Raw genomic sequence first — 22,854 nt, forward strand, 5'->3', positions numbered from 1 at the left:
AAAAACAGGCACTGTTAAATGGTTGTGGTTAGTTGGTTGGCGTATTGCCTCAACGTGAACAGCAACTGATCATTTTCCGCTTCCGTACCGACTGTAATTCGCAGACAGCCTTCACAAAGCTTAACCCGATGACGGTCGCGGACGATGATTTGCTGATCGATCAGGTAGTTGAAAACTGTCTTTGGATCGTCAAATTTGACCAGAATAAAGTTGGCGTCTGAAGGGTAAACGTGCCGAACCAGCGGTAAATTGAGCAATTTTTGAATTAATTGTTCGCGCTGGTTTAGAATTCGGTCTACCATTTCGTCCTTGGCCGCAACGTTTTGCAGGGCATTCAGCAGCAACTGCTGGGTTGGTCCGCTGACGTTGTAGGGAGGTTTGATTTTGTTCAACACCTCGATCAGCGCTTCCGACGCAAAACACATACCGGAGCGCAGAGCCGCCAGCCCCCAGGCCTTTGAGAAGGTTTGCAGAACCACCAGATTTGGGTATTGGTCGAGCAGCTGGGTAAAAGAAGGCGAATGGGCAAAGTCAATGTACGCTTCGTCAACCACGACCAGCCCCTTGAAATTTGTTAACAGCGTGACCACATCCTGCGGATCAACGAGATTACCGGTCGGGTTGTTGGGCGAGCAGACAAACAGGAGTTTGGTATGCGGCTGAATAGCTGCCAGAATGGCCGGAATATCCAGCTGAAAATCCGGGGTCAGCGGGACTTTGATCAATTCAACGTCGTTGATGGCCGCGCTTACTTCGTACATGCCGTAGGTCGGTGGCAGGATCAGGATCGAATCCCGACCCGGCACACAGGTCGCCCGCACGAGCAGATCGATCGGCTCGTCGGAACCGTTACCGATAAAAATCTGGGTGGCCCGCACGTTTTTGATGGGAGCCAGTTGCTCCTTGATGGCCAGTTGGTGCGGGTCAGGGTAGCGGTTGAATGAGTTCTGGCTAGCGGACTGGGGTGCCGAACCGTCGAGCGTCGAGCCGAACGGATTTTCATTGGCATCCAGAAAAATGCCCTCTTTCCCGGTATATTCGTCACGGGCCGACGAGTAGGGGGTCAGCGTCAGAATATGGGGGCGAAGGATGGTCGTGAGGTCAAACATAAAATCAAATGCTTATGAAATCGACGGCAAAGATACAACCCGCAAGCCCGGGAAATCTTCGAAATCGGCTGTATTATTGGTATGTGACGGTAAATGATGAAACAAAACCGTTGCGGCAATGATCGAGTCGCCCGGTAAACGCTTTCGCAACAGCCCTACGTTCTGAGCCGCAATCGGTTTTATTCCAATCTTGCGAATCGATTTCACGCCACGGTTGACTTTTAGCAAGATAACAAATTGGGTGCTCTCATCCTTGCAAACTCGCCAGGCGTATGCTCACCGCGTGTCTGTGCGCTTCCAGCGATTCGGCTTCGGCCATGGCTTCAATCGTTGGCCCCAGGGCTTTGATACCGTCCGCCGTGATGGATTGAACCGTGATTTTCTTGACGAAGCTGTCCAGCGAAACGCCACTGTAGGCCCGGGCAAAACCGTTGGTCGGTAAGGTGTGGTTCGTTCCCGAAGCGTAGTCGCCCGCCGATTCGGGGGTATAGTTTCCGAGGAAAATGGAGCCAGCGTTGGTAATCCGTTCGGCCACGGCTTCTGGGTTTTCAATGCTCAGGATAAGGTGTTCGGCCGCGTAGGCGTTCAGCAGCTCAACGGCATCTTCGTCCGACTCCACCAGGATGGCTTTGCTGTTGGCAATGGCTTTGGCGGCCAGCTCATGCCGGGGCAAACGCTCCAGTTGGGACATCAGGGCCAGATGAACCGTCGTGACAACGTGCTTGTCCGTAGAAACCAGCAGCACCTGGCTGTCGGCGCCGTGTTCGGCCTGCGACAGCAGATCGGCCGCCACAAAAGACGGAATGGCGGTTTTGTCGGCGTAAATGGCTACTTCCGACGGACCGGCGGGCATGTCGATGGCAATTCCTTCTTTGGCCACCAGCATTTTAGCGGCTGTAACGTATTGGTTGCCGGGGCCGAATATTTTGTAAACGTTGGGGATCGACTGAGTTCCGTACGCCAGAGCCGCGATGGCTTGGGCACCACCCACCCGGAAGGCGCTCGTAACGCCCACGAGTTGAGCTGCATACAGAATGGCGGGGTGATCGCTGGGCGTACAGAGGATGATTTCTTTACAACCCGCCAGCTGCGCCGGAATCCCCAGCATCAATACCGTGCTGAACAGCGGTGCCGTGCCACCCGGAATGTACAGGCCCACTTTCTCGATGCCCACGCTCCGACGCCAGCACGTCACGCCCGGCATCGTTTCAATCTTTTCGACGGGTTGGCGCTGTGCTTCGTGAAAGGTACGGATATTTTGATAGGCTTGCTGGATGGCGGCTTTCAACTCACCTGAAAGCTGTTTTTCGGCGGCTTCAAAATCAGATGCCTGAAAGGGCGCGCCCGTATACTCAATTTGGTCAAATTTTTTCGAGAAGGCAGCCAGTGCCTGATCACCTTCGTGACGAACCTGTTCCAGAATGGGCGCAACGGCTTTTTCAATCGTTTGGGTCGATTGCACGGGCCGGGCCAGTAGCCGGGGCCATTCCGAGCGGGAAGGAAAGGAAAGAATTTGCATTGCTAGACAAAAGAGAAAAGACAAGAGAGTACAGACAGGATCAGCAACGGTTGAAATCTTTTCTCTTGTCTACCCTCTCTTCTTCGAAAAATCAATAAATCATTTTTTCAATCGGAATCACCAGAATGCCCTGCGCACCAGCGGAGCGGATGGCTTCGATGTTTTCCCAGAAATCGTTTTCGTTGATCACCGAATGGACCGAACTCCAGCCTTCCGAGGCCAGGGGCGTAACCGTAGGGCTTTTCATGCCCGGCAGGAGCGACATGATTTGATCCAGCGCGCTGTTGGGCGCGTTCAGCACAATGTACTTGTTGTTTTTAGCGGCCTGAACGGCTTTGATGCGAAACAGCAATTTCTCGAGCAGGGTGTGTTTTTCATCCTCCAGCGTGGCCCGGGAAATCAGAATGGCTTCGGAGCGGAAAATAACTTCCACCTCCTTCAAACCGTTGCTCAACAAAGTGCTTCCTGAACTGACGATGTCACAAATGGCTTCGGCCAGACCGATACCCGGCGCAATTTCGACCGACCCGCTGATTTCGTGAATCGCGGCCGACACCTGCTGTTCCTGCAAGTAGTTGCCCAGAATCCGTGGGTAGGAGGTGGCAATGCTTTTTCCGTCCAGATCCTGAATACCGTTCCAGTCTGTGCCGCGCGGAATCGCCAGTGACAACCGGCATTTCGAAAAACCGAGCCGATGAACGGTTTCGACCTGATGCCGGGATTCGACAGCCACGTTTTCGCCAACAATGCCCAGATCGGCCACGCCGTCTTCGACGTAACCCGGGATATCATCGTCGCGCAGGAAGAGAAACTCGGCGGGGAAATTCGATGAAACGGATTTCAGCTTGCCGGTGCCGTAATCGAAGCGAATGCCGCACTCTTTGAACAATTGGTACGAATCCTCGCTGAGCCGACCGGACTTTTGTATTGCAATTCGAAGAATAGAAGACACTGTGAATCGAGTCAGAATTTGAAAGCGCAAAGCTACTAAATAAAAATGGACTCAGTTCGCCGTTTCTGATGATCAAATGGGGGGAATCTTTAAATCAGGTAAATTTTACCCGGAATGGCCGGTGGTTGGTGTATTGGATAGTAGGCTGATCGAGACCGGGCGGAACTACCGCCCGGTCTCGATCAGCCCTGTTCCGAATTGCGGGGTAACCCCGTTTTAGTGCGGAAATACACGATTATAAGTAATGTTCCGCGTCGTAAATCTTCTGCTGGATCGATGCTGAAGTAACCGTATAGTTGAATCCTTTCTGAACCGCAAATGCTCCGATCTCGCCCTGACGATTCAGCGCAATGAAGCCCACCTGAAAGTCTTTGGCGCGGGCCGGATCGCGTTTGACGATGCGTTCCACGGCCCGGCGGCAGGCTTCCTTGGGCGATAAACCCTGGCGCATGAACTCCACGACCAGGTGCGAGCCGCACATGCGAATAACTTCTTCGCCCTGGCCCGAACAGGTAACCGCCCCGACTTCGTTGTCGACATATAAACCAGCCCCAATGATTGGTGAGTCGCCCACGCGGCCCCGCATTTTGAAACCCATGCCGCTGGTGGTGCACATCCCCGACAGATTACCCGACGCATCGAGTGCCACGGTTCCCATTGTGTCGTGGTTGGGCGTACCATCGTCGAAGGTATTGGGCGCGAAAGGTCCTTTCTCTTTTTGAGACGGTTTTTTCTGATTCAATTCAACATTAATGATCGGTTTGTATTCCGATTTTTCCAGCCACTTCCGGTACGTTTTCTCCGCATCGCCCGACAGCTTTCCGGATTCGAGCACAAAACCGTTGGCCAGCGCAAACTGCTGGGCTCCTTCGCCCACCAGCATAACGTGGGGCGTAGTGTCCATGATTTTCCGGGCAACGGAAACCGGGTGCTTGATTCGTTCCAGAAACGCTACCGAACCACAGTTGAACTTTTCGTCCATGATGCAGGAGTCGAGCGTCACGCGCCCATCCCGGTCGGGATTGCCGCCCAGGCCTACGCAGCAATTGATGTCATTTTCAATGGCAATACCCGCTTGTTCGACGGCGTCAATAGCCTTTCCACCCCGCTGAAGTACGGGCCAGGCTGCTCCGTTGGCAATGGTGCCGCTGTCCCAGGTGGAAACAACAATGGGTTTTCCGGCTAGCCGGTTTTCGGCTAATGCGGACCATTGATTCAGACCAAAAAAGGGCAGGGAAAACGAGCTTAAGCGGAGAAACGAGCGCCGACTTTTCATAAAGGCAAATCTTGTTGATGAGGAGAGTTGTATGACAAAACCGTTGCAATTTACGTGCAAAGTTTGGTCAAAACCTACCGGTTTTTACAGCGAGTTGTAATACGTGAACAGGTCTTGCAGAGCGGCCCGGTTTTTCAGATCCGGCTTTCTTTCCTTGAGATAGGCGTTGATCGGCTCCTCCTTATCCTTCATCACGCCCAAGAGTCCTTTTTTGCTGGGGGAGAATTTGGTCAGGGTTTTGCCATCGCTGGTGTACCATACTGCTTCTTTGATCAACTCCGTGTCTTTAGAACCGACGCTGAGTGCCGGGTTGTAGTTTGGCTTCTTGACGTAAATCTGGTGACGAACCAATAACTTCAGCTTTCCATCGGTTACTTGTTCGAAAAAGCCACGCATGGTCGCTGGTGCCCCCGCTTCGGTGGCGTTGATGAACTGCATGGTTTTTCCACCCCGCTCCATTTTAAATTGCTTTACCCGTTCGCCATCGACGGCTTTCACGATTTTGGGCTGTACCAGAAACTCCAGCGTATTCGCCTGCAGGTTAAACCGAACCGGCGCATCGATGATTTCCAGCAGCGGTTTATGGCCGGGACTGGCCATGTTCTGATAAAACGCAACGGTGGTTTTGGCAAAAGCCGTATCCAGGTACGGATACCCCAGAATTTGTCCTTCCGGCCCCGCCATCGTGTAAATCGGTATAATGTCGAAGTTGGATGCGGTGAAATGCGCGTTCTGGAGCAGCGCATCCCGGGTTACGTTAGGAAGCTGGGCTGTGGCCCGGGTAGAAAGAAAAACAAAGGCGGCAAAAACCGCCAGGCGGCAGAAGTGGTAGATAGGATTCATCGTTCTCATAGGATGTTGTTAAAGAAACATGGTTAAATTCTTGCTAAAATTAAAATTTTTAGATGTACAAACTGCAGGGTAACAAAATAGAATTTGGTTGCTAGGCCAATAAAGAGGCTCCTTTTGTAAATTTGCGGAATCATCACCTAACTAACTTCCTACATGCGGAAACTTTTCCTGACCGGCGTACTGGCCTGGGGACTCGCCCAGGTTAGCTGGTCGCAGGTTACGTTTCCCCGGAACGGCGTCTACGACGAACGACCGGGGTTGTATGCCTTCACCAATGCCACCATCATCATTGATCCTAAAACCACCCTCAAGGGCGCTACGCTATTGATCCGCGACGGTCGGATCGAAGCCGTAGGCAAAACCGTTTCAATTCCGGCCGGAACGGTCGTCGCGGATCTGAACGGTCGCCGGATTTATCCGGCTCTGGTCGATATTGAATCGGATTACGGAATGCCTGCTCTGCAACGAAACGCACCCGGCGGTGGGCGCGGAGCCCCGCAGTACGATTCCAATAAAAAAGGGGCCTACAACTGGAACCAGGCCATCCAGCCGGAAGCTGATGCCGGAACGATTTTCAAAGCCAATGTAGCGCAGGCCAACGAACTCCGGCGGCTGGGCTTCGGCGCGGTGGTAACACACCCGCACGACGGCATTGCGCGTGGCAATTCGGTGCTGGTGACGCTGGCCGACGACCGCGAAAACAACGTGGTGATCCGCAACCGGGTTTCGGCGCACTACTCATTCAGCAAAGGGACATCCACCCAAACCTACCCGAACTCGCCGATGGGCGCAGTGGCCCTGCTACGGCAAACCTATTACGACGCCGACTGGTACAAAAAAGCCGGAAAAACCGTTGAGGCCAACCTGTCGCTCGAGGCCTTCAACCAACTGCAAAGTCTGCCCTCGGTTTTTGAGGTGCCAGACAAATTGGGTGTACTGCGGGCGGATAAAATTGGAGAAGAGTTTGGAATTCAATACATTATCAAAAGCGCCGGTGACGAATACCAGCGCCTGGATGAGGTGAAAGCCACGGGGGCGTCGCTGATCGTACCCCTCAACTACCCGCAACCTTTTGACGTGGAAGATGCCTGGGATGCCGACAATGTGACGCTGGCTGAGATGAAGCACTGGGAAATGGCACCCGCCAATCCAGCCCTGCTCGCCAAAGCCGGGGTGCCGTTTGCGCTGACAACCGCCAACCTGCGCAACAAAACCGATTTCTGGGCCAACCTGCGCAAAGCCATCGAATACGGTTTGACCGAGCAGCAGGCACTCACTGCCCTGACCACCACACCGGCGCAACTGCTCAAAATCGACAACGAAGTCGGCAGTCTGAAGCCGGGTTTGCTGGCCAACTTTCTGATCACATCCGACAACCTGTTCAGCGCCGACAATGTGATCCTGGAAAACTGGGTGCGGGGTAAACAATACGTCTATCTGGACAAAAATGCGCCCGACTGGCGCGGCACGTACAACCTGACCATCGGTGACCGGAGCAATCTGAAGCTGAACATCACCGGAAAACCGGGTAAGCTGGAGTACCAGATTCTGGCCGATACCGTCAAAATTACTCCCAAAGTATCGCTGACGAACGACCTGGTTTCGCTGCAAATTCAACTCAATAAAAAACAGGCAGGTACCACTCGGCTAACGGGTTATCGTGAAGCAACGACTTTGAAAGGTGAAGGCGAATTGCCGGACGGAAAAATCGTCAAATGGTCGGCGACGTTGGCGCAACCGTTTACTGGTTCGGCAGCCAAACCGGACACCGTAGCGACGGACCGTGCGAAGAAAACCGCCCCGGAATTTGGCAAACTGCTGTATCCGTTTGTCGGGATGGGCAATCCGGAAAAACCGAAGGCGCAGACGCTGCTGATTCGGAACGCGACGGTCTGGACCAACGAAAAAGACGGTATTTTGGCGAGTTCGGACGTGCTGGTACAGAACGGAAAAATTGTAAAAGTAGGCAAAAGTCTGGCGGCTCCGGCGGGGGGGCTGGTCATTGATGGAACGGGCAAGCACCTGACCAATGGCATTATCGACGAACACTCGCACATTGCGCTGTATTCAATCAACGAGGGCGGACAATCCAGCTCGGCGGAGGTGCGGATGAGCGATGTGGTCAATTCCGAAGATATTAATATTTACCGCCAATTGGCCGGGGGCGTCACCACCTCGCAACTGCTCCACGGTTCGGCCAACTCGATTGGCGGGCAGTCGGCGATTGTGAAGTTGAAGTGGGGCGAGGCTCCGCAGGAACTGATGGTGAAAGGGGCCGACGGTTTTATCAAGTTTGCCCTCGGTGAAAACGTCAAGCAGGCCAACTGGGGCGACGCGGTTCGGATTCGGTTCCCGCAAACCCGAATGGGCGTGGAGCAGGTTTACTTCGATCATTTTACCCGCGCCCGCGAATACGACAACGCCTGGAAAGCGTACAACTCGATGAGTGCTAAAGAGAAAGCGAAAACCGTAGCACCCCGCCGGGACATTGAACTGGACGCGCTGGCCGAAATCCTGAACAAAAAGCGGTTTATCACCTGCCACAGCTACGTACAATCGGAAATCAACATGCTGATAAAGGTGGCCGATTCGCTGGGCTTTAAAGTCAATACCTTTACGCACATCCTGGAAGGGTATAAAGTGGCCGATAAGATGGCGAAACACGGGGTGGGCGGCTCGACCTTTGCCGACTGGTGGGCCTACAAAATGGAGGTAAAAGACGCCATTCCGTACAATGCCGCGATCATGGCGCGGGCGGGCGTGGTGGTTTCCATCAACTCCGATGATGCCGAAATGGCCCGCCGACTGAATCAGGAAGCAGCTAAAGCGGTGGAATACGGGGGTATTTCGGAAGAAGAGGCCTGGAAAATGGTGACGCTCAACCCGGCCAAGCTGCTCCACCTCGATAGTAAGCTGGGTAGCATCCGGGCGGGGAAAGACGCCGATCTGGTGCTCTGGAACAACAACCCGCTGGCAGTGTATGCCCGGCCCGAAAAGACAATCATCGACGGTACGGTTTATTTCGATGCCCAGGAAGACGATCGCAAACGCGACGAGCTGCAAAAGGAGCGCGCCCGGCTGATTCAGAAGATGTTGACGGTAAAAGCTACTGGCGCTTCGACCCAGCGACCCACGTTCCGGCGGCAGCGGATGTGGCATTGCGAAGACGTGGAAGGCGTTATGGCCGAAGGCGAAGAAGAGTCTGGACAAGAGAAATGAGAAGTAAGACAAGAGAATAAAGACAAGATGCGAACCCGAAGAAAGTCCCTACTCTCTTGTCTCATCTCTAAAATCTAATCAAAATGAAAAAAATAACACTATCGATATTACTCCTGGCATCGCTGAATGGGTTGGCTCAAAACCCGGCTCCGGCAGGCCCGCAGATGCGGGCCGTAGCCCTGACTGGCGCAACCATCCACGTTGGCAATGGCCAGGTGATTACCAGCGGCACCATCGTTTTTGATAAGGGTGTGATTACCGCCGTGGGTGACGGCAGTGTTCCGACGAACGGTGCGGAAGTGATCAACGCCAGTGGCAAACACATTTATCCGGGGCTCATATCCCCGGCGGCCACGGTCGGTTTGCAGGAATTTGCGTCAGTGCGTGCTACGCTCGATTACCGGGAAGTCGGTTCGCTAAATCCGAACGTGCGGTCGTTGATTGCCTACAACACCGATTCGGAAGTCATTCCGACGATTCGAAACAACGGGTTGCTGCTGACCCAGGCCGTGCCCGATGGGGGCGTCATTGCCGGGAGTTCGTCGGTGATGCAAACGGACGGCTGGAACTGGGAAGATGCGGTTTTGAAAGCCGACGACGGTTTGTGGATGAGCTGGCCGGGGTATTTTGCCCGGAGTTTCGATTACGAAACCTTTGCGGTCAGTCTGAAAAAGAACGAGCAGCGGCAGGATGCCATCAATGCGTTGGTCGCCACGTTCTCCGACGCCCGAGCCTATGCGAATCTGAAGAATCCGGCCCCGAAAAACCTCAAACTGGAAGCCATGAAAGGGCTGTTTGACGGGACGCGTTGCCTGTACATCCGGGCCAACTACGGCAAGGACATCATCGAAGCCGTCAAGTTTGCCAAACAACTGGGTGTCCGCAATCCGGTGCTCGTGGGGGCCGAGGACGCGGGTCGGGTGGTCGATTTTCTGAAGGAAAACAACGTGCCGGTGATTCTGGGGCCGATGCACCGCCTGCCGACGCGGGAAGACGAGGACGTGTACATGCCGTACAAACTGCCGGGCATCCTGCAAAAAGCCGGAATTATGGTGAGTCTGAGCTACGACGGTGAATGGTGGCGCACCCGCAACCTGCCGTTCCAGGCCGGAACAGCCGCCGGTTTTGGGGGCATCGACAAGGAAGAAGCGCTGAAAATGCTCACCTCGAACACCGCCCGGATCATGGGCATTGACAACGTGGTAGGCACACTCGAAAAAGGCAAACACGCGACGCTGGTGGTCTCAAAAGGCGATTTGCTGGACATGCGCACTAACGTGATCGAACACGCGTATATCCAGGGCCGTCATATCAACCTCGATGACAAGCACAAGCGGCTGTTTCACATGTACCGCGAGAAATACGGCCAGCCGGAGGCTGGAAAGTAAGGAGGAATTTTTGTAATATTCGGGAGCTCAAGGAATTGGGCTCCTTTTTTATTATAATGGGAAGATAAACTCCAAAGGCACAATATGTAATATCCTATCCACATCCCATAACAAGCCCAAACTATTTGCTGAAATCCTTTATCCTGCATGCAACCCGTCAAACTTTATTTACTGCTTCCCTTTTTGCTTTTAACGCTTCCTTCGATTGCGCAAGACGACCGGTTGGGCAACGTCAATACCTTGGCAGATTTGTACATCACCCGGTATTTCGCCCAGTATCCGGAGTATGGCACGTTTTTCGGAATTGCAAAGGCTGATAATGCGTCACTTTCCGATAATTCAATCAAGGGGATAAAGAAATGGCAAGCTTTTGAGGACTCCTTGGTAGCCCGACTAAAGACAATTGATAAAAACCGGCTGAGCAAAAGGGATGTGATTACGTACGAAATCCTGCGGGAGAAAGTAGAAGGTGATGTGGGCTGTGAAGTCTGTAAAAAGGAACTTTGGGCCGTCGACCAAATGGGAGGGTGGCAGGTAATGTTCAGCGATTTAGCCGACATTCAACCGGTGGGAACAACCGTAAACCAAACGAATACGTTGGCACGATGGCGGCAGATGGCTCCCTATATTCAGAACGAAATTGCCAATTTGAAGGAAGGATTGAAAATCAAATATACCGCACCCAAACAAAATGTCAGACTGGTTATTGACCAGATGAATGATATTTTGAAACAGCCCGTTAACCAATCCTATTTTTACACCCCCGCCCGAAAAGATTCCACGTCCTCCTTTGCCAGCGAATTGCACCAAATCATTGAAGAGCAAATCTATCCCCAACTGGCTGCGTACCGGGATTTTCTGACCAATATGTACATTCAGAAAGCTCGTGAGGAACTGTCTGTGAGCGCAATGCCGAACGGAGCCGCTTGTTATAAAGCACTTTTGAGAAGCAACACAACCTTGTCGGTTTCGCCGGAAGTTGTCTATACCGATGGCCTGAAAGCGGTGGCGCAGCGGGAAGCGAAAATGAAAAAAATCGGAAGCAAGGTGTACAGCACCGCCGACCTGGGAAAAATTAAGGAACGAATGCGGCTCGATACGACCAACCGGTTTGCGTCCAAAGAAGAACTGATCGATTTCTCCAACGCTGCGATTGGCCGGGCAAAGAAAAAAATACCGCTTTATTTCAACCTGATTCCGACGGCCAGCCTGGAGATTAAGCCGATGGCGGATTATCAAAAGGCCGGGTATTCCTACTACAATCCGGTTCCGGATGACGGCAGCCACCCGGCCACTTATTACATCCAGTTGTATCAGTTTGATAAACAGGATCGGGGCGATGTGGAGACGACGGCTTTTCACGAAGCCTATCCCGGTCATCATCTTCAGTTAGCCATTGCCAGAGAGCTGGTGCAATCTCATCCCATTGTCAAATATGTCATAAATAGCGGTTTTGCGGAAGGCTGGGCGCGGTATACCGAAACATTCGCGGATGAGATGAATTTATACAGCTCCGACCGCAATCGATTGGCGACTTATGGGCGCTTACCGATTGGCATGGTCGTCGATCCGGGCATTCACCTGAAAAAATGGACGAGGGCGCAGGCGATTTCGTACGTCCTGGAAAAACTGCCCACCTACACCCGGCAAATGGCCGAATCCTACGTGGACCGCATTGCAATCTGGCCGGGACAGATGACTACCTACGGCGTTGGTGAAAGTCTTTTCTTAAAATTGCGGAGCAAAGCTCAAACCGCATTGGGCAAAAGCTTTGGTATCAAAACCTTCCACGACAAATGTCTGGATCAGGGAACAGTTCCACTGAACCTCCTGGAGCAACATATTATGGATTGGTTGAAGAAGGATTCAGCGAACAAAAGACAGGCAGCTAGTAGGGTGGGCCCTTGAACAAAACGAGCTGAAATCAAGATGGCCAATTTAGAACGGTATGAGATTAAACCCGTATTACAAATGATTTTTTGCCCTGTTGAAGCAACATAAAATGCGATGAAGAATCCGCTTATTAAAGAGTTTCATTATAAGGTGCCCCGTGAGCAGGTTTGGCGGGCGCTAACGGAGCCGGAGCAAATGAAGCAGTGGTATTTTCCGCAACTTCGGCGATTTGAACCGGTGGTCGGCTTTGTCTTTCAATTTGACGATGCCGGTGCCGAATACCGGAAGGAATGGGTGGTGACTTCCGTGACCGAAGGTCGTACCTTCGCCCACAGCTGGGCTTACAAAGGGTACGCGGGGAAGTCGGAGGTGCTGTTTGAGTTAGTTCCGGAAAACGACCAAACCCGGTTGCGGGTCACGCAAACCAATCTGGAAAGCTTTCCCCCACATCCGCATTTCAACCGGGAGCGGTTTGAATGGGGATGGGAGATGCTGCTGGGAAACAATTTAAAGGTTCTTCTGGAAAACGGGACGGAACCTGCAATTCACTAACGAAAACAGCGCATGGCAAACGGTACCAAAACCACTCTGACTCCCTTTCTGACGGTGAGCGACGCGCGAAAGGCGGTCGCTTTTTATGTGTCGGCGTTTGATGCGCAGGAAATAGCGCGGTATGAGCTGCCCGATGACAAGATTTCGTCCCGAATCAGGGTAGATGGGGCCTTGTTTTATGTTGCGGACGAAGAGCCGCAATTCGGCAATGTAAGCCCGGACGCAACAACCGCGAACGCTGTCCGAATCATTCTGGAAACGGAAAAAGCCGACGATTTATTTGCCCGGGCACTCCAACAGGGGGCCACCGAGATCTGCCCCATGACCACGGAAGACGATTGGCGAATCGGGAAATTGCAGGACCCTTTTGGGCATACCTGGGAATTGGGATACCAACTTTAAGACGATGCAGCCTTTGGGCCGAAGGAGTGAATGGCAAGGCAGAAGGCGGTTTATAGCCCCTCTGCCTTTCTTTTTTGTGTCAACCGAAATGGGTCAGAAAGTGACCTTTTAAACAAAGCATATTCGGACGTTTGAACAAAGCCGCTCCCCGGCCCCCAATCTACCTTTGTCCCAGTCAAACTCATAACAGTTTAAAAAATGGGACAAACGAATAATCAGGGGGCCTTGCAGCACCCCATCGGCTCCGGCTTCAACGCTACCTCCACGGCAAGCGACGTCATCAAGGGTATCGACCTCACCGGAAAAATCGCCATCGTAACGGGAGGCAACACCGGCATCGGTCTGGAAACCACCAAAACACTGGCAGCCGCCGGGGCGACGGTCCTCGTGGGGGCCCGGGATACCGAAAAAGCAAAGCGAAATCTGGACGGCATCGCCGGGGTTGAACTGGAAGCCCTGGATTTGATGGACCCGGCTTCAATTGATGCTTTCGTCGAAAAATTCCGAGCGTCGGGGCGTTCGCTGCATCTGCTGATCAACAATGCCGGTATCATGTGGGTGCCGCTGCGCAAAGACCACCGGGGCATCGAATCGCAACTGGCCACCAACTACCTGGCGCAGTTTCAACTCACCGCCCGGCTTTGGCCCGCCCTTCTGCAAGCCGACGGCGCCCGGGTGATCAACGTTTCCTCGCACGGACATCACTTTGCGCCGTTCAATTTCGACGACCCCAATTTTCAGAACCGGGCCTACGAAACGCTCCAGGCCTACGGGCAATCGAAAACCGCCAGCAATTTATTCGCCCTGGAACTCGACAACCGGGCCAGCGACCGGAAAGTGAGAGCCTACTCGTTGCACCCCGGTTCGATCGGCGGAACGGAATTGGGCCGGGAAGCGCCCCTGGAACTGTTTCAGCAGATGGGTTTCTGCGATGCCGAGGGCAATTTGCTGCCGGAAGTAGCCGCAGCCCTGAAAACCGTCCCCCAGGGGGCAGCCACCACGGTTTGGTGCGCCACCAGCCCCTTGCTCAATGCGTTGGGTGGGGTGTATTGCGAAGATGCCGACGTGGCCGAACTGGCGGATGATACGGCCCATTCAACGGGCGTAAAACCGTATTCCCTGGACGAAGCCAGTGCCAAACGCCTGTGGAAATGGAGCGAGGAAGCAACCGGTATTTCTTTCCTGAGTGAGTAACCTCCTTAAAATCAGCTAACCAATGAAAAGTTTAAAAGGGAAAGTTGCCGTCATCACGGGCGGCAACAGCGGCATCGGGTATGCCACTGCGAAAGTACTCCGCGACATGGGGGCCACCGTCATCATCACCGGCCGACGAAAAGAAGCCGTCGAAAAAGCGGCCACAGACTTGCAGGTAACCGGTTTGCTGGCCGATCAGTCCAGCCTGACCGACATTGATCGGTTGGCAACGGACGTGTCCGAACAAGTCGGCAAAATCGATATCTTGCTCATCAATGCGGGCATTACGGCGTTTGCTTCCATCGAGCAGATGACGGAAAACCGGTTCTTAATGACCACGCGTCCGTGCTGCTGTTGTCGTCTACGTCGGCCACGATTTCTCCGCCGGGGGCCTCGGTTTATGCGGCCAGCAAAGCCGCGCTCAATGCCGTGACGAAAATTGCGGCTCTGGAACTGGCTCCCCGTAAAATCCGGGTCAACGCCGTCAGTCCGGGGCCAGTGGGAACGGAAATTATGAACAAACTCGGGTTGGATCATACGGTGGAGGAGCAAATGATCAACAGCATTCCACTGGCCCGGATGGGCCGGGCGAACGAGGTGGCTGATTTAATCGCCTATTTGGCGGGCGACAGTGCTTCGTTTATCACCGGAACCAATTTCCTGATCGATGGCGGCCAGTCGATCTAAGCTCGCCATTCGTTCAAAACGGTTGAGTGTCCAGCGTTTAATGGGTTTATGAAGTCGGTAATACTATGGAATACCAGGCAAAATACATCACGGAGGATATCAAACTCTCCTGTTACGAGGACAAGTTTTTCAAGTCGGACATTATGTTCGAGCACCACATGCTGATCTGGTTTCTATCGGGGGAAACCAAAATTGTGCAGGCCGATGCGACGTACTTTTTCAAGCAGGGCGATATTTTTTTAATTCCCCGCAATCAGCTGGCTACGATCATCAATTATCCGAAAAACGGACAGCCCCATAAAACCGTGGTCATGCATTTGTCCGAAACGAGGCTCCGGGCTTTTTACGCCAACCGTTCGATTCAAACCAGGGTGCTGGAATCACCGAAAATCTATTCGTTCAGCAACCACCCGCTGCTGGAAAGCTGTCTGGCATCGCTGGTTCCGTATTTTGACATGACGGACCTCCCCGATGCTATTGCTTCGTTGAAGATTACCGAAGCCATCACCATCCTCCGGGCTATTGACAAAAGCATCGATCCGATATTGGCCAACTTTGAAGAGCCCGGGAAAATTGATCTGGTCAGCTACATGGAAAAGAACTTCATGTTCAATCTGCCGCTGGAAAAATTCGGCTACCTGACGGGGCGCAGCCTGACTACGTTCAAACGGGATTTTGGGAAAGCCTTCAACACCACGCCCCAACGCTGGCTCACCAAAAAACGCCTGGAACTAGCGCACTATCAGTTCATCGAAAAGCAGAAAAAGCCCATCGACGTCTGCTACGAAGTCGGTTTTGAAAACCTGTCGCACTTTTCGTATGCGTTTAAAAAACAGTTTGGGTATGCGCCCTCCGCCCTGATCGGAAAATCGGGAAGCCACTGACCAAAGCTGATGACCAGAATAGCGCCTGTTTATTTCTAAGAGCTATGCTGACTGCTCTCCTCATACTCCTCAAACGGTTTTTCTCTAAGAGAGAAGCTCCGACCATCAAGCGCTATACGTCCAATCCGGCCTTACCAACCTTGCTGCCGGATTGGCTAGGCACCCGTGTTGAAAAAGCTGTATGCAGAAGGGCGGATCCAGAATCAACTCCGGATTTTGGGCTTGGGAGAACCTTTTCCGGTATAGCCGGGCGAGGTAATGTGTAGAAAAAGGGATGCGGCTGCTTTAGGGAATATAGACGGGAGTCTGCCAACGTTTTTTAATGGCAAATCCAGTGAGTAATCCAGGCTGACTAATCATGATCGAATCAATGAGAAACAGGTTCAGTGCACTATTTCTTTTCCTGCTGCAGGTACCGGCTGTTTTGGCGCAAGACGCTTCCAGTTTCCTGCAGAATCCTGAGCACATTGCCATCGACAGCAAGGATAATCTCTACGTCGTGTTTCAGGGTGGTATAGCGCGGATCAGCCCGGATGGCCGCTCCAAAATCCTCACCACTTCCGGGGGCGGGTTGATCGCCATCGACAGCAAAGACAATATTTACCTGGCCGGAAATTCCAGCATTCGGAAACTGATCATCGATCAAAATGATGCGTGTAAAGTCGAATTCTACGCCGGGAATATCGATTACGATGGGGCAGGAGACGGCGATTTGCAAGCTGCCTATTTTTACAAAATAAGGGCGCTTTATTTCGATCAAAACGATGAACTCTACGTGGCCGACAACGCCACCCGCCTGATCAGCAAACTGGGCACCAACAGCGGCAAAACCTGGACGGAACCCAATGTGCCGACCAGATACCGAAAATCCGACTACTGGTGTTACATCCGGCGCGTCAGTAAAAATGGCGTTCGTTCGTTAATGAATGCGAATGACCAGTATGTCCTGTTCAACAACCTGAGTGGCATGGCGGTGGCTAACAGCGGAGATATTCTGTATGGCGGGGGCGGTTTTAGCCGGGCCATCCGGAAATTCAATGTGAAAACGTTTCAGGTGCAGACCGTTGCCGGGAAACCCTATAAACGCGAATGGTGTCCGGTTTATACCCCCGGCGACACGAGCAAAGCCGAATTGTTCGATCCCGGTTTTATCCAGCTGGACAAAAAAGGCGCGATCGTTTATTCCGATAACCGCAACCACCGCATTACCCGAATAGCCAACGGCGTGGTGAGCACCATAGCGGGAAACAACAAGATTGATCCCTGCGGGCAGAATATTGGCGGTCGAGCTCAGGAAGGCCACAAAGATGGCAAGGCCAGTCTGGCGCTGTTTAATTTCCCGAAAGGACTGGCTTTCGACAGCAAAGGCAACCTTTATATTGCCGATAGCAAAAACAATTGCATTCGGAAAGTAACGCCCGACGGCATGGTGAGCAGCTTCACGTATTTCGACCGGTCGAAAGCGCATATCAACACGTATTAACGTACTCATAAGCTGTGATTTGCTTCCTGGACAGGGTTCTCCTGGACAGCAGTCCTGATAACCGTAACCACCCAATAATTTTTTTAAACGGGCTCTTGAAAGTTTCAAAAATTGCCTTTTACTTTGAAATACAAAGTTCTTTTGGTGATAAGTATGATTGTTACTTTTACAGGGGTTGGTTCACGCTGGCAGTGATTCAGCCAAACTACGATTTCAGGATCTTTAAAACGCAAAAAAAGATGCAAAAACAAAACGAACTTCAGCCACCGCTGAATCCGGCTTCACTCGCTAAGTGGGCATTGATCGGTGCCGGAATTGGCTTTGCCCTGATCGGCTTTTTTCTGTTGGGCGTCAAAAACCCAAGTCCCAACTGGCCAACGCTCTGGATGCTTCGTCCTCTGATTATTGTTCCGATGGCCGGGGCAACCGGGGGAGCGGTTTATTACTTTCTGGATTTGCTGCGTCACCAGGGAGGTTGGAATACGGTAGTGGTGAGAGTTGTCAGCCTGCTTATTTTCGTCATTGGGCTGTGGTTGGGCTTTGTGCTCGGATTAGACGGTACCTTGTGGAATTGACTGCGGTGAAAGCATGGCTGTCTGGAAAGACCGCAGTCGTGCTTTCCTGTTTTCCTGCCTGACCTGTCAACCGGTTTGCCAGCGCAATACCCGGCTGTCCGGTACCGAATACCACTACAAAAACGTCCCGAACGATTCTGGAACGCCCATTCAGGTGGACGAGTTCGGGCTGGTGGTCTATTCTCCGGTGCGGTTTGTCCGTACGGGGTTGGCGGATTGGATGACCACTAACACAAATCCCCCCAGATTAGGTGGCTTAACGAACGGTTTTTTTTGCTCGTAATCCTGATTATCAATACCTTGTATGGTACGTTCTTGAGGCATTTATCACACATTTTTTTAACGCCTAAATCCAGGTTACGATGAGACAGATTCAATCAACCGTGCTTTATCGGTGGTTCAACGATGTTTGGAACCAGGACGACGAAAAGGCCATTGAAACGTTTTTGACCGCCGACGCCCTGGCGAATGGCATTCTGACTGCCGACCAGCCGAGAGGTCCCGAAGGATTCAAAATCTTTTTTCGGGATTTTAGAAGTCAGTTTCACGACATAAAAATTGACGTGGAGGATGTGATTTGCCAGGACGATGTGGAGTCTGCCCGGATGATGGTTACTGCTACGCATACCGAATCCGGGAAAAAAGTAGCGTTTTCGGGAATCAACATGGCGCGCATTCAGGAGGGAAAAATTGCCGAAGCCTGGAATAATTATGACTTCCTGGGTTTGTATCAGCAGCTAGGACAACCCTTGGGGCCGGTTCAGTAGTATAGCTTAAACCGTTGAGCTTTGACGCACGATCGACGAGCCAGCCCATGCCCGACCCGATCTGTCCGGTGGGTTGACTTCGGGTAGGTTATTGAACCGTTTCCCTGGATACGGTTTCCGGCGCCGTGATCATGCGCCGACGGTGCTTCATTCCCCAGTTTCGGAGGGCCTCCAGTACTTCACCAAAAGTGTGTCCATACGGTGTGATGGCGTATTCCACACTAACCGGTTTGGTTGGCATGACCGTGCGGGAAATCAACTCATGGCTTTCCAACTCCTGCAATTCCTTCGACAGCATCCGGGGCGTAATGTCAATTTCCCGGGCCAACTCCTTGAACCGATAGGGGCGGTGCCCAAGCGTGATGAGAATTAATAGTTTCCATTTTCCGTGGATGATTTCGAGCGCATCCTGAACCGCTAAACGGTTTTTGGCGCAACTTTCGGCGGTGTGATCCTCCATAGCTATCTTTTTTGATACCGGTATACTTTATGTAACAGATAGCAAATGTATACCATAGTGCCCATACTTTTGACGCCAGATCAAACAAAAGAATGATATGGATATTTTCGTATGGGGGCTGCAAGTTGCATTGGCCCTGTTCTTTATCGCACCGGCCCTGATGAAAATCAGAACACCGAAGTCACAGTTAATTGACAAGGGCCAGCTCGCTCCGGGCGATTCGGTCGTGCCTATTCGAGCACTGGGAATGATAGAAGGCTTAGGAAGCATCGGCATCATCTTACCCCTGTTGCTGGGCATTGTTCCAATCTTAACTCCGCTGGCGGCTGCCGGTTTTTGTCTGGTGATGGTGGGTGCTATTACTGTTCATTATCGGAAAGATGAATACAAACTGTTGCCACTATTGGTCGTGGTGTTAATCGCTTCGGCTTTTGTTGCCTATACGCGGTTTCAGACGATTCTGTGATGTCAAAGCGGAATAGCCAGTTGGAAGACGAAAAGCAGCGCATAACACCATTTATCCAGAATCAGACGGGATTGAAACCCATGTGCCGTATTTTTGGATTTGAAATCGAAAGACGATCCACTAAAATTGGTACACGATGCAGATTGAAACACACCCGACCAACGGTCAGAAAACCGCTGAAGTTATTTCCGACACCATCGTAATCAGCAGCGCAGAGGAAGGGCTGGATTTGTTGGGGAATTTATACTACCAGGGATTTGATAACATTGTTGTCTACGAGAAAAATATTACCCCGACTTTTTTCGATTTAAAAACCGGTATCGCGGGCGAAATTCTGCAAAAGTTTTCCAATTACCGCGTTCGGATGGCCATCGTCGGGGATTTTGCGCCGTACCAGAGCAAAAGTATGCGCGACTTTATCGTTGAAAGCAACCGGGCCGGACACATCAATTTTGTGGCCTCACTCGACGAAGCGCTGGAACGGCTTTCCCGTTAACTTCTCGGATGACAGATCGGTTGAAGATAAATCGAAAAGAATAAACCGTTGGCAAACCGGTTTTCTCATTTGGATACAACAAGGCGTCATTTGGATACTTTTCTGAATTCGAACGGTCGGACCTTTGTGGCTGAACAATTCGAAAACAGAACATGAACGTAACCTTAATTACCGGGGCCTCGGGCGGTATTGGAGCAGCCTTCGCCCACCGGCTGGCGGCCGAAAAACACAACCTGTTGCTGGTGGCCCGCTCCGAAAACAAACTTCGGACGTTGTGCGAAGAACTAACAAATCGGTACGGAATCCAGGCCCGGTACGTGGCCGTTGATTTGATTCAGCCGGGGGCCGACCAACGCTTGTTTGAAGAAACGGAAAGGCTAAACCTGACCGTAGACTGGCTGATTAATAACGCCGGAATTGGCTCCGGGGGCGATTTGCTGGAACTCGATTTGGCGAGCGAGCTGGATATGATGCACCTGAACATGGATGCTTTGGTAGCGTTGACCCATCGGTTTTTGCCCGGGATGCGGGCGCGCAAACGCGGCACCATCATCAATGTGGCCTCGTTGGCGTGTTTTAACCCGATTCCGTACATGGCGGTTTACGCGGCCTCGAAGGCCTTTGTACGCTCGCTGACAGAGGCTCTGATCGAAGAAAACCGCTCGTTTGGCATCCGGGTCATGTTGTTGTGTCCAGGTGCGACAGAAACCGGATTTTTTGATGCGGCCAATCTGACGGGAGAAAAGAAAAAAACGTATTCGGGGGGCGGGAACCTGCAAACCTCCGAACAAGTTGTAGAAGCAGCGTTGCGCGGACTCGGGGCCGGAAAGCGAATCACGGTATCGGGTTTTCAGAACCGGATGATGGCGTTTCTGGGGCACTTTGTCCCGAATTCGATGATTACGAAGGCGATGGTCAATATGCTGCGTCCAAAGTCGGCCTGATGGGTGGGGGCCATACGAATTTCGACATGAAAAAGAATCACGAGGGTCTTTTGCGGATTCATTCTCTTTCCGAGCAACACCAGCTATTGTCGTTGCCAAAGCCGGTCAATCCGCTGGTCAGTGTGCTTAGGCTGGAGGAAATTGGTCGGATTCAGACGGAGGAAACGGTAAAATTTACCATGAGTTTCTACACCGTATCCCTCAAGAAAAACTGCCAGTGTAAAATTAAATACGGGCAGACCTATTATGATTTTGACGAAGGCGTGATGTCGTTTGCGGCTCCAGATCAGGTATTTACCTGGGAAGCCGGGAGTGCGCAGCCCAACGTCGGGTGGTTGCTGGTATTCCACTCGGATTTTGTCCGGAACTCTCCGCTCGGGCAAAAAATGAAGCAATACGGTTTTTTTGATTACGCCAGCAACGAAGCCCTCATTTTATCGGAGGATGAAGAAAAGGCGATTGAGAACCTCATTCTATCGCTGGAACGCGAAATCAGCAAGCCCATTGATCCCTTCAGTCAGGATATTATCGTGGCGCAGATCGAGGTGTTACTGAACTACTGCAACCGGTTTTACAACCGGCAATTTCTAACGCGCCGGGTGGTCCATCATGATTTGCTGACCCGGGTAGAAACCCTGCTGACTGACTATTTTAACAGCGACAAAATTAGCGAGTTAGGGTTGCCGACCGTTACCTACCTGGCTGATCAACTGAATCTGTCGCCCAAATACCTGAGCGATATGCTGCGCACCTTGACCGGCCAGAGTACGCAGCAGCACATTCACGATAAGCTGATCGAAAAAGCCAAACAGATTCTGACGACCACCAATTTGTCGGTCAGCGAAATTGCCTACCAGCTTGGTTTTGAATATCCGCAGTCGTTCAACAAGCTGTTCCGGAACAAAACTGACCAGTCACCGCTGGCGTTTCGGCAATCGTTTCACTGAGACGCCATGATTATGCAGGACATCGAATACAAGCTTGTTCCGCCCCCCGGTTTTCTGACGGAGTTTGTGGAAAGTTACTGGATGCTGGCCAATCACGCGGACGAGGAAAAAGCAGTTGTGGTGGTACCGGATGGCCGGGTGGACGTGTTCTTTTCAAGTTCGGCCACCGAGCCTTTTCACGTCACGGTTTCTGGTCTTGAAGAATCGCCGGCGCAGGCTGCTATTTTGCCCAAAACCGTCATTTTTGCGGTTAGCTTCAAGTTGCTCGCCGTTGAATACGTCCTGAATACAACGGTTTTAAGAAACGAGGTCAAGTATTTGCCGGCTGATTTTTGGGACATTTCGGCGGATGATCTGCTGGATTTTGGCCGGTTTTGCCAGACGGTTTCAACCAGGTTGAAGGCGATCACCAATAAGGACATCGACGCCCGTAAACGAAAGTTATTCGCGCTGATATATGCCTCCAACGGCGCGCTTCCCGTCAGGGAGTTATCCGAACGCTCGGCCTGGAGCAGCCGCCAGATCAACCGGTATTTCAATCAACGGTTTGGGCTTTCGGTCAAAGCTTATTGCAACATTCTGCGCTTCCGGGCTTCGTTTCAGGCTATCCGGTCGGGTAAACTATTTCCGGAACAAAACTTTACGGATCAGGCGCATTTCATCCGGGATGTGAAACGGTTTTCGGGCGTTACTCCGAAAGAGCTCAACAAAAACCAGAACGACCGATTTATACAATTTTCAACCCTGGAGAAGCGGTAGGTTTGTCGCATCAAACCAACGACTTCAACC

25 protein-coding genes are annotated in these 22,854 nt (G+C 52.1%); 18 read left to right on the forward strand and 7 right to left on the reverse strand.

Annotated features, from left to right (window positions below; translation table 11 throughout):
- Positions 1–14: 14 nt before the first annotated feature.
- The 6 genes from hisC to ACYVH9_RS23800 form a co-directional block, all read right to left on the reverse strand.
- Entirely contained in the window at positions 15–1,109 is a 1,095-nt protein-coding gene (hisC, locus tag ACYVH9_RS23775) for a histidinol-phosphate transaminase (protein WP_460638913.1), read from the reverse strand.
- 12 nt (positions 1,110–1,121) lie between these two features.
- Positions 1,122–1,316: a PIN domain-containing protein gene (locus ACYVH9_RS23780; RefSeq protein ID WP_460638914.1), complete on the reverse strand. Its 195-nt coding sequence runs from the start codon at positions 1,314–1,316 to the stop codon at positions 1,122–1,124.
- 40 nt (positions 1,317–1,356) lie between these two features.
- Positions 1,357–2,628, reverse strand: a complete 1,272-nt coding sequence (gene hisD, locus ACYVH9_RS23785; RefSeq protein WP_460638915.1) for a histidinol dehydrogenase — start codon at positions 2,626–2,628, stop codon at positions 1,357–1,359.
- A gap of 91 nt (positions 2,629–2,719) precedes the next feature.
- The gene (gene hisG, locus ACYVH9_RS23790; protein WP_460638916.1) at positions 2,720–3,580 is read right to left on the reverse strand and encodes an ATP phosphoribosyltransferase; all 861 of its coding nucleotides are present in this window, start codon (positions 3,578–3,580) and stop codon (positions 2,720–2,722) included.
- A 235-nt stretch (positions 3,581–3,815) separates the two neighbouring features.
- Entirely contained in the window at positions 3,816–4,856 is a 1,041-nt protein-coding gene (locus ACYVH9_RS23795; RefSeq protein ID WP_460638917.1) for an isoaspartyl peptidase/L-asparaginase family protein, read from the reverse strand.
- Between the two features lie 84 nt (positions 4,857–4,940).
- Entirely contained in the window at positions 4,941–5,708 is a 768-nt protein-coding gene (locus tag ACYVH9_RS23800) for a hypothetical protein (protein ID WP_460638918.1), read from the reverse strand.
- A 153-nt stretch (positions 5,709–5,861) separates the two neighbouring features.
- Here ACYVH9_RS23800 and ACYVH9_RS23805 point away from each other — a divergent pair, with 153 nt between their 5' ends.
- The 13 genes from ACYVH9_RS23805 (at position 5,862) to ACYVH9_RS23865 (ending at position 18,752) form a co-directional block, all read left to right on the forward strand.
- Positions 5,862–8,927 carry an amidohydrolase family protein gene (locus tag ACYVH9_RS23805; RefSeq protein ID WP_460638919.1) on the forward strand — a complete coding sequence of 1,022 codons (3,066 nt, stop codon included), beginning with the start codon at positions 5,862–5,864 and terminating at the stop codon, positions 8,925–8,927.
- An 83-nt stretch (positions 8,928–9,010) separates the two neighbouring features.
- Positions 9,011–10,315: an amidohydrolase family protein gene (locus ACYVH9_RS23810; RefSeq protein ID WP_460638920.1), complete on the forward strand. Its 1,305-nt coding sequence runs from the start codon at positions 9,011–9,013 to the stop codon at positions 10,313–10,315.
- A gap of 147 nt (positions 10,316–10,462) precedes the next feature.
- The gene (locus ACYVH9_RS23815; RefSeq protein WP_460638921.1) at positions 10,463–12,223 is read left to right on the forward strand and encodes a DUF885 domain-containing protein; all 1,761 of its coding nucleotides are present in this window, start codon (positions 10,463–10,465) and stop codon (positions 12,221–12,223) included.
- 99 nt (positions 12,224–12,322) lie between these two features.
- Complete coding sequence (locus ACYVH9_RS23820) at positions 12,323–12,760, forward strand: SRPBCC family protein (RefSeq protein ID WP_460638922.1); 438 nt, start codon at positions 12,323–12,325, stop codon at positions 12,758–12,760.
- A 12-nt stretch (positions 12,761–12,772) separates the two neighbouring features.
- Positions 12,773–13,162, forward strand: a complete 390-nt coding sequence (locus tag ACYVH9_RS23825) for a VOC family protein (protein ID WP_460638923.1) — start codon at positions 12,773–12,775, stop codon at positions 13,160–13,162.
- Between the two features lie 198 nt (positions 13,163–13,360).
- A complete protein-coding gene (locus ACYVH9_RS23830; RefSeq protein ID WP_460638924.1) occupies positions 13,361–14,356 on the forward strand; it encodes an SDR family NAD(P)-dependent oxidoreductase in 996 nt (331 codons plus the stop codon).
- 22 nt (positions 14,357–14,378) lie between these two features.
- Positions 14,379–14,789: an SDR family NAD(P)-dependent oxidoreductase gene (locus ACYVH9_RS23835; RefSeq protein ID WP_460638925.1), complete on the forward strand. Its 411-nt coding sequence runs from the start codon at positions 14,379–14,381 to the stop codon at positions 14,787–14,789.
- Entirely contained in the window at positions 14,702–15,043 is a 342-nt protein-coding gene (locus ACYVH9_RS23840; protein ID WP_460638926.1) for an SDR family NAD(P)-dependent oxidoreductase, read from the forward strand. Before ACYVH9_RS23835 ends, ACYVH9_RS23840 begins: the two co-directional genes overlap by 88 nt.
- Before the next feature lie 65 nt (positions 15,044–15,108).
- Complete coding sequence (locus ACYVH9_RS23845; RefSeq protein WP_460638927.1) at positions 15,109–15,927, forward strand: AraC family transcriptional regulator; 819 nt, start codon at positions 15,109–15,111, stop codon at positions 15,925–15,927.
- A gap of 370 nt (positions 15,928–16,297) precedes the next feature.
- Positions 16,298–17,410 carry an NHL repeat-containing protein gene (locus tag ACYVH9_RS23850; protein WP_460638928.1) on the forward strand — a complete coding sequence of 371 codons (1,113 nt, stop codon included), beginning with the start codon at positions 16,298–16,300 and terminating at the stop codon, positions 17,408–17,410.
- A gap of 239 nt (positions 17,411–17,649) precedes the next feature.
- Positions 17,650–17,985: a potassium transporter KefB gene (locus tag ACYVH9_RS23855; protein WP_460638929.1), complete on the forward strand. Its 336-nt coding sequence runs from the start codon at positions 17,650–17,652 to the stop codon at positions 17,983–17,985.
- A 13-nt stretch (positions 17,986–17,998) separates the two neighbouring features.
- A complete protein-coding gene (locus ACYVH9_RS23860; RefSeq protein WP_460638930.1) occupies positions 17,999–18,268 on the forward strand; it encodes a hypothetical protein in 270 nt (89 codons plus the stop codon).
- A 79-nt stretch (positions 18,269–18,347) separates the two neighbouring features.
- Positions 18,348–18,752, forward strand: a complete 405-nt coding sequence (locus ACYVH9_RS23865; protein WP_460638931.1) for an ester cyclase — start codon at positions 18,348–18,350, stop codon at positions 18,750–18,752.
- Between the two features lie 88 nt (positions 18,753–18,840).
- On the opposite strand, the gene ACYVH9_RS23870 is transcribed toward ACYVH9_RS23865, so the two are convergent.
- Positions 18,841–19,212 carry a winged helix-turn-helix transcriptional regulator gene (locus ACYVH9_RS23870; RefSeq protein ID WP_460638932.1) on the reverse strand — a complete coding sequence of 124 codons (372 nt, stop codon included), beginning with the start codon at positions 19,210–19,212 and terminating at the stop codon, positions 18,841–18,843.
- Positions 19,213–19,309: 97 nt separating this feature from the next.
- On the opposite strand from ACYVH9_RS23870, the gene ACYVH9_RS23875 reads away from it, so the two are divergent.
- The 5 genes from ACYVH9_RS23875 (at position 19,310) to ACYVH9_RS23895 (ending at position 22,824) form a co-directional block, all read left to right on the forward strand.
- Positions 19,310–19,678: a DoxX family protein gene (locus ACYVH9_RS23875; RefSeq protein ID WP_460638933.1), complete on the forward strand. Its 369-nt coding sequence runs from the start codon at positions 19,310–19,312 to the stop codon at positions 19,676–19,678.
- A gap of 136 nt (positions 19,679–19,814) precedes the next feature.
- Positions 19,815–20,174 (forward strand): DUF4180 domain-containing protein, encoded by a 360-nt coding sequence (locus ACYVH9_RS23880; RefSeq protein ID WP_460638934.1) that lies wholly within the window; start codon positions 19,815–19,817, stop codon positions 20,172–20,174.
- 152 nt (positions 20,175–20,326) lie between these two features.
- Positions 20,327–21,118 carry an SDR family NAD(P)-dependent oxidoreductase gene (locus tag ACYVH9_RS23885; RefSeq protein WP_460638935.1) on the forward strand — a complete coding sequence of 264 codons (792 nt, stop codon included), beginning with the start codon at positions 20,327–20,329 and terminating at the stop codon, positions 21,116–21,118.
- Positions 21,119–21,144: 26 nt separating this feature from the next.
- The gene (locus ACYVH9_RS23890) at positions 21,145–22,065 is read left to right on the forward strand and encodes a helix-turn-helix domain-containing protein (RefSeq protein WP_460638936.1); all 921 of its coding nucleotides are present in this window, start codon (positions 21,145–21,147) and stop codon (positions 22,063–22,065) included.
- Positions 22,066–22,071: 6 nt separating this feature from the next.
- A complete protein-coding gene (locus ACYVH9_RS23895; protein WP_460638937.1) occupies positions 22,072–22,824 on the forward strand; it encodes a helix-turn-helix domain-containing protein in 753 nt (250 codons plus the stop codon).
- Positions 22,825–22,854 lie beyond the last annotated feature (30 nt).

This window comes from Larkinella harenae (genome assembly GCF_054780515.1).

Excerpts from the sequence above, each read along its gene's own strand:
- ACYVH9_RS23850 (WP_460638928.1), top strand. The coding sequence starts at position 16,298 with ATGAGAAACAGGTTCAGTGCACTATTTCTTTTCCTGCTGCAGGTACCG.
- ACYVH9_RS23845 (WP_460638927.1), top strand. The coding sequence starts at position 15,109 with ATGGAATACCAGGCAAAATACATCACGGAGGATATCAAACTCTCCTGT.
- ACYVH9_RS23835 (WP_460638925.1), top strand. The coding sequence starts at position 14,379 with ATGAAAAGTTTAAAAGGGAAAGTTGCCGTCATCACGGGCGGCAACAGC.
- ACYVH9_RS23820 (WP_460638922.1), top strand. The coding sequence starts at position 12,323 with ATGAAGAATCCGCTTATTAAAGAGTTTCATTATAAGGTGCCCCGTGAG.
- ACYVH9_RS23815 (WP_460638921.1), top strand. The coding sequence starts at position 10,463 with ATGCAACCCGTCAAACTTTATTTACTGCTTCCCTTTTTGCTTTTAACG.
- hisD (WP_460638915.1), bottom strand. The coding sequence starts at position 2,628 with ATGCAAATTCTTTCCTTTCCTTCCCGCTCGGAATGGCCCCGGCTACTG.
- ACYVH9_RS23795 (WP_460638917.1), bottom strand. The coding sequence starts at position 4,856 with ATGAAAAGTCGGCGCTCGTTTCTCCGCTTAAGCTCGTTTTCCCTGCCC.
- ACYVH9_RS23860 (WP_460638930.1), top strand. The coding sequence starts at position 17,999 with ATGGCTGTCTGGAAAGACCGCAGTCGTGCTTTCCTGTTTTCCTGCCTG.
- ACYVH9_RS23880 (WP_460638934.1), top strand. The coding sequence starts at position 19,815 with ATGCAGATTGAAACACACCCGACCAACGGTCAGAAAACCGCTGAAGTT.
- ACYVH9_RS23875 (WP_460638933.1), top strand. The coding sequence starts at position 19,310 with ATGGATATTTTCGTATGGGGGCTGCAAGTTGCATTGGCCCTGTTCTTT.
- ACYVH9_RS23855 (WP_460638929.1), top strand. The coding sequence starts at position 17,650 with ATGCAAAAACAAAACGAACTTCAGCCACCGCTGAATCCGGCTTCACTC.
- ACYVH9_RS23800 (WP_460638918.1), bottom strand. The coding sequence starts at position 5,708 with ATGAGAACGATGAATCCTATCTACCACTTCTGCCGCCTGGCGGTTTTT.
- ACYVH9_RS23890 (WP_460638936.1), top strand. The coding sequence starts at position 21,145 with ATGAAAAAGAATCACGAGGGTCTTTTGCGGATTCATTCTCTTTCCGAG.
- hisC (WP_460638913.1), bottom strand. The coding sequence starts at position 1,109 with ATGTTTGACCTCACGACCATCCTTCGCCCCCATATTCTGACGCTGACC.
- ACYVH9_RS23825 (WP_460638923.1), top strand. The coding sequence starts at position 12,773 with ATGGCAAACGGTACCAAAACCACTCTGACTCCCTTTCTGACGGTGAGC.
- ACYVH9_RS23805 (WP_460638919.1), top strand. The coding sequence starts at position 5,862 with ATGCGGAAACTTTTCCTGACCGGCGTACTGGCCTGGGGACTCGCCCAG.
- ACYVH9_RS23895 (WP_460638937.1), top strand. The coding sequence starts at position 22,072 with ATGATTATGCAGGACATCGAATACAAGCTTGTTCCGCCCCCCGGTTTT.
- ACYVH9_RS23870 (WP_460638932.1), bottom strand. The coding sequence starts at position 19,212 with ATGGAGGATCACACCGCCGAAAGTTGCGCCAAAAACCGTTTAGCGGTT.
- ACYVH9_RS23885 (WP_460638935.1), top strand. The coding sequence starts at position 20,327 with ATGAACGTAACCTTAATTACCGGGGCCTCGGGCGGTATTGGAGCAGCC.
- ACYVH9_RS23830 (WP_460638924.1), top strand. The coding sequence starts at position 13,361 with ATGGGACAAACGAATAATCAGGGGGCCTTGCAGCACCCCATCGGCTCC.
- ACYVH9_RS23865 (WP_460638931.1), top strand. The coding sequence starts at position 18,348 with ATGAGACAGATTCAATCAACCGTGCTTTATCGGTGGTTCAACGATGTT.
- ACYVH9_RS23810 (WP_460638920.1), top strand. The coding sequence starts at position 9,011 with ATGAAAAAAATAACACTATCGATATTACTCCTGGCATCGCTGAATGGG.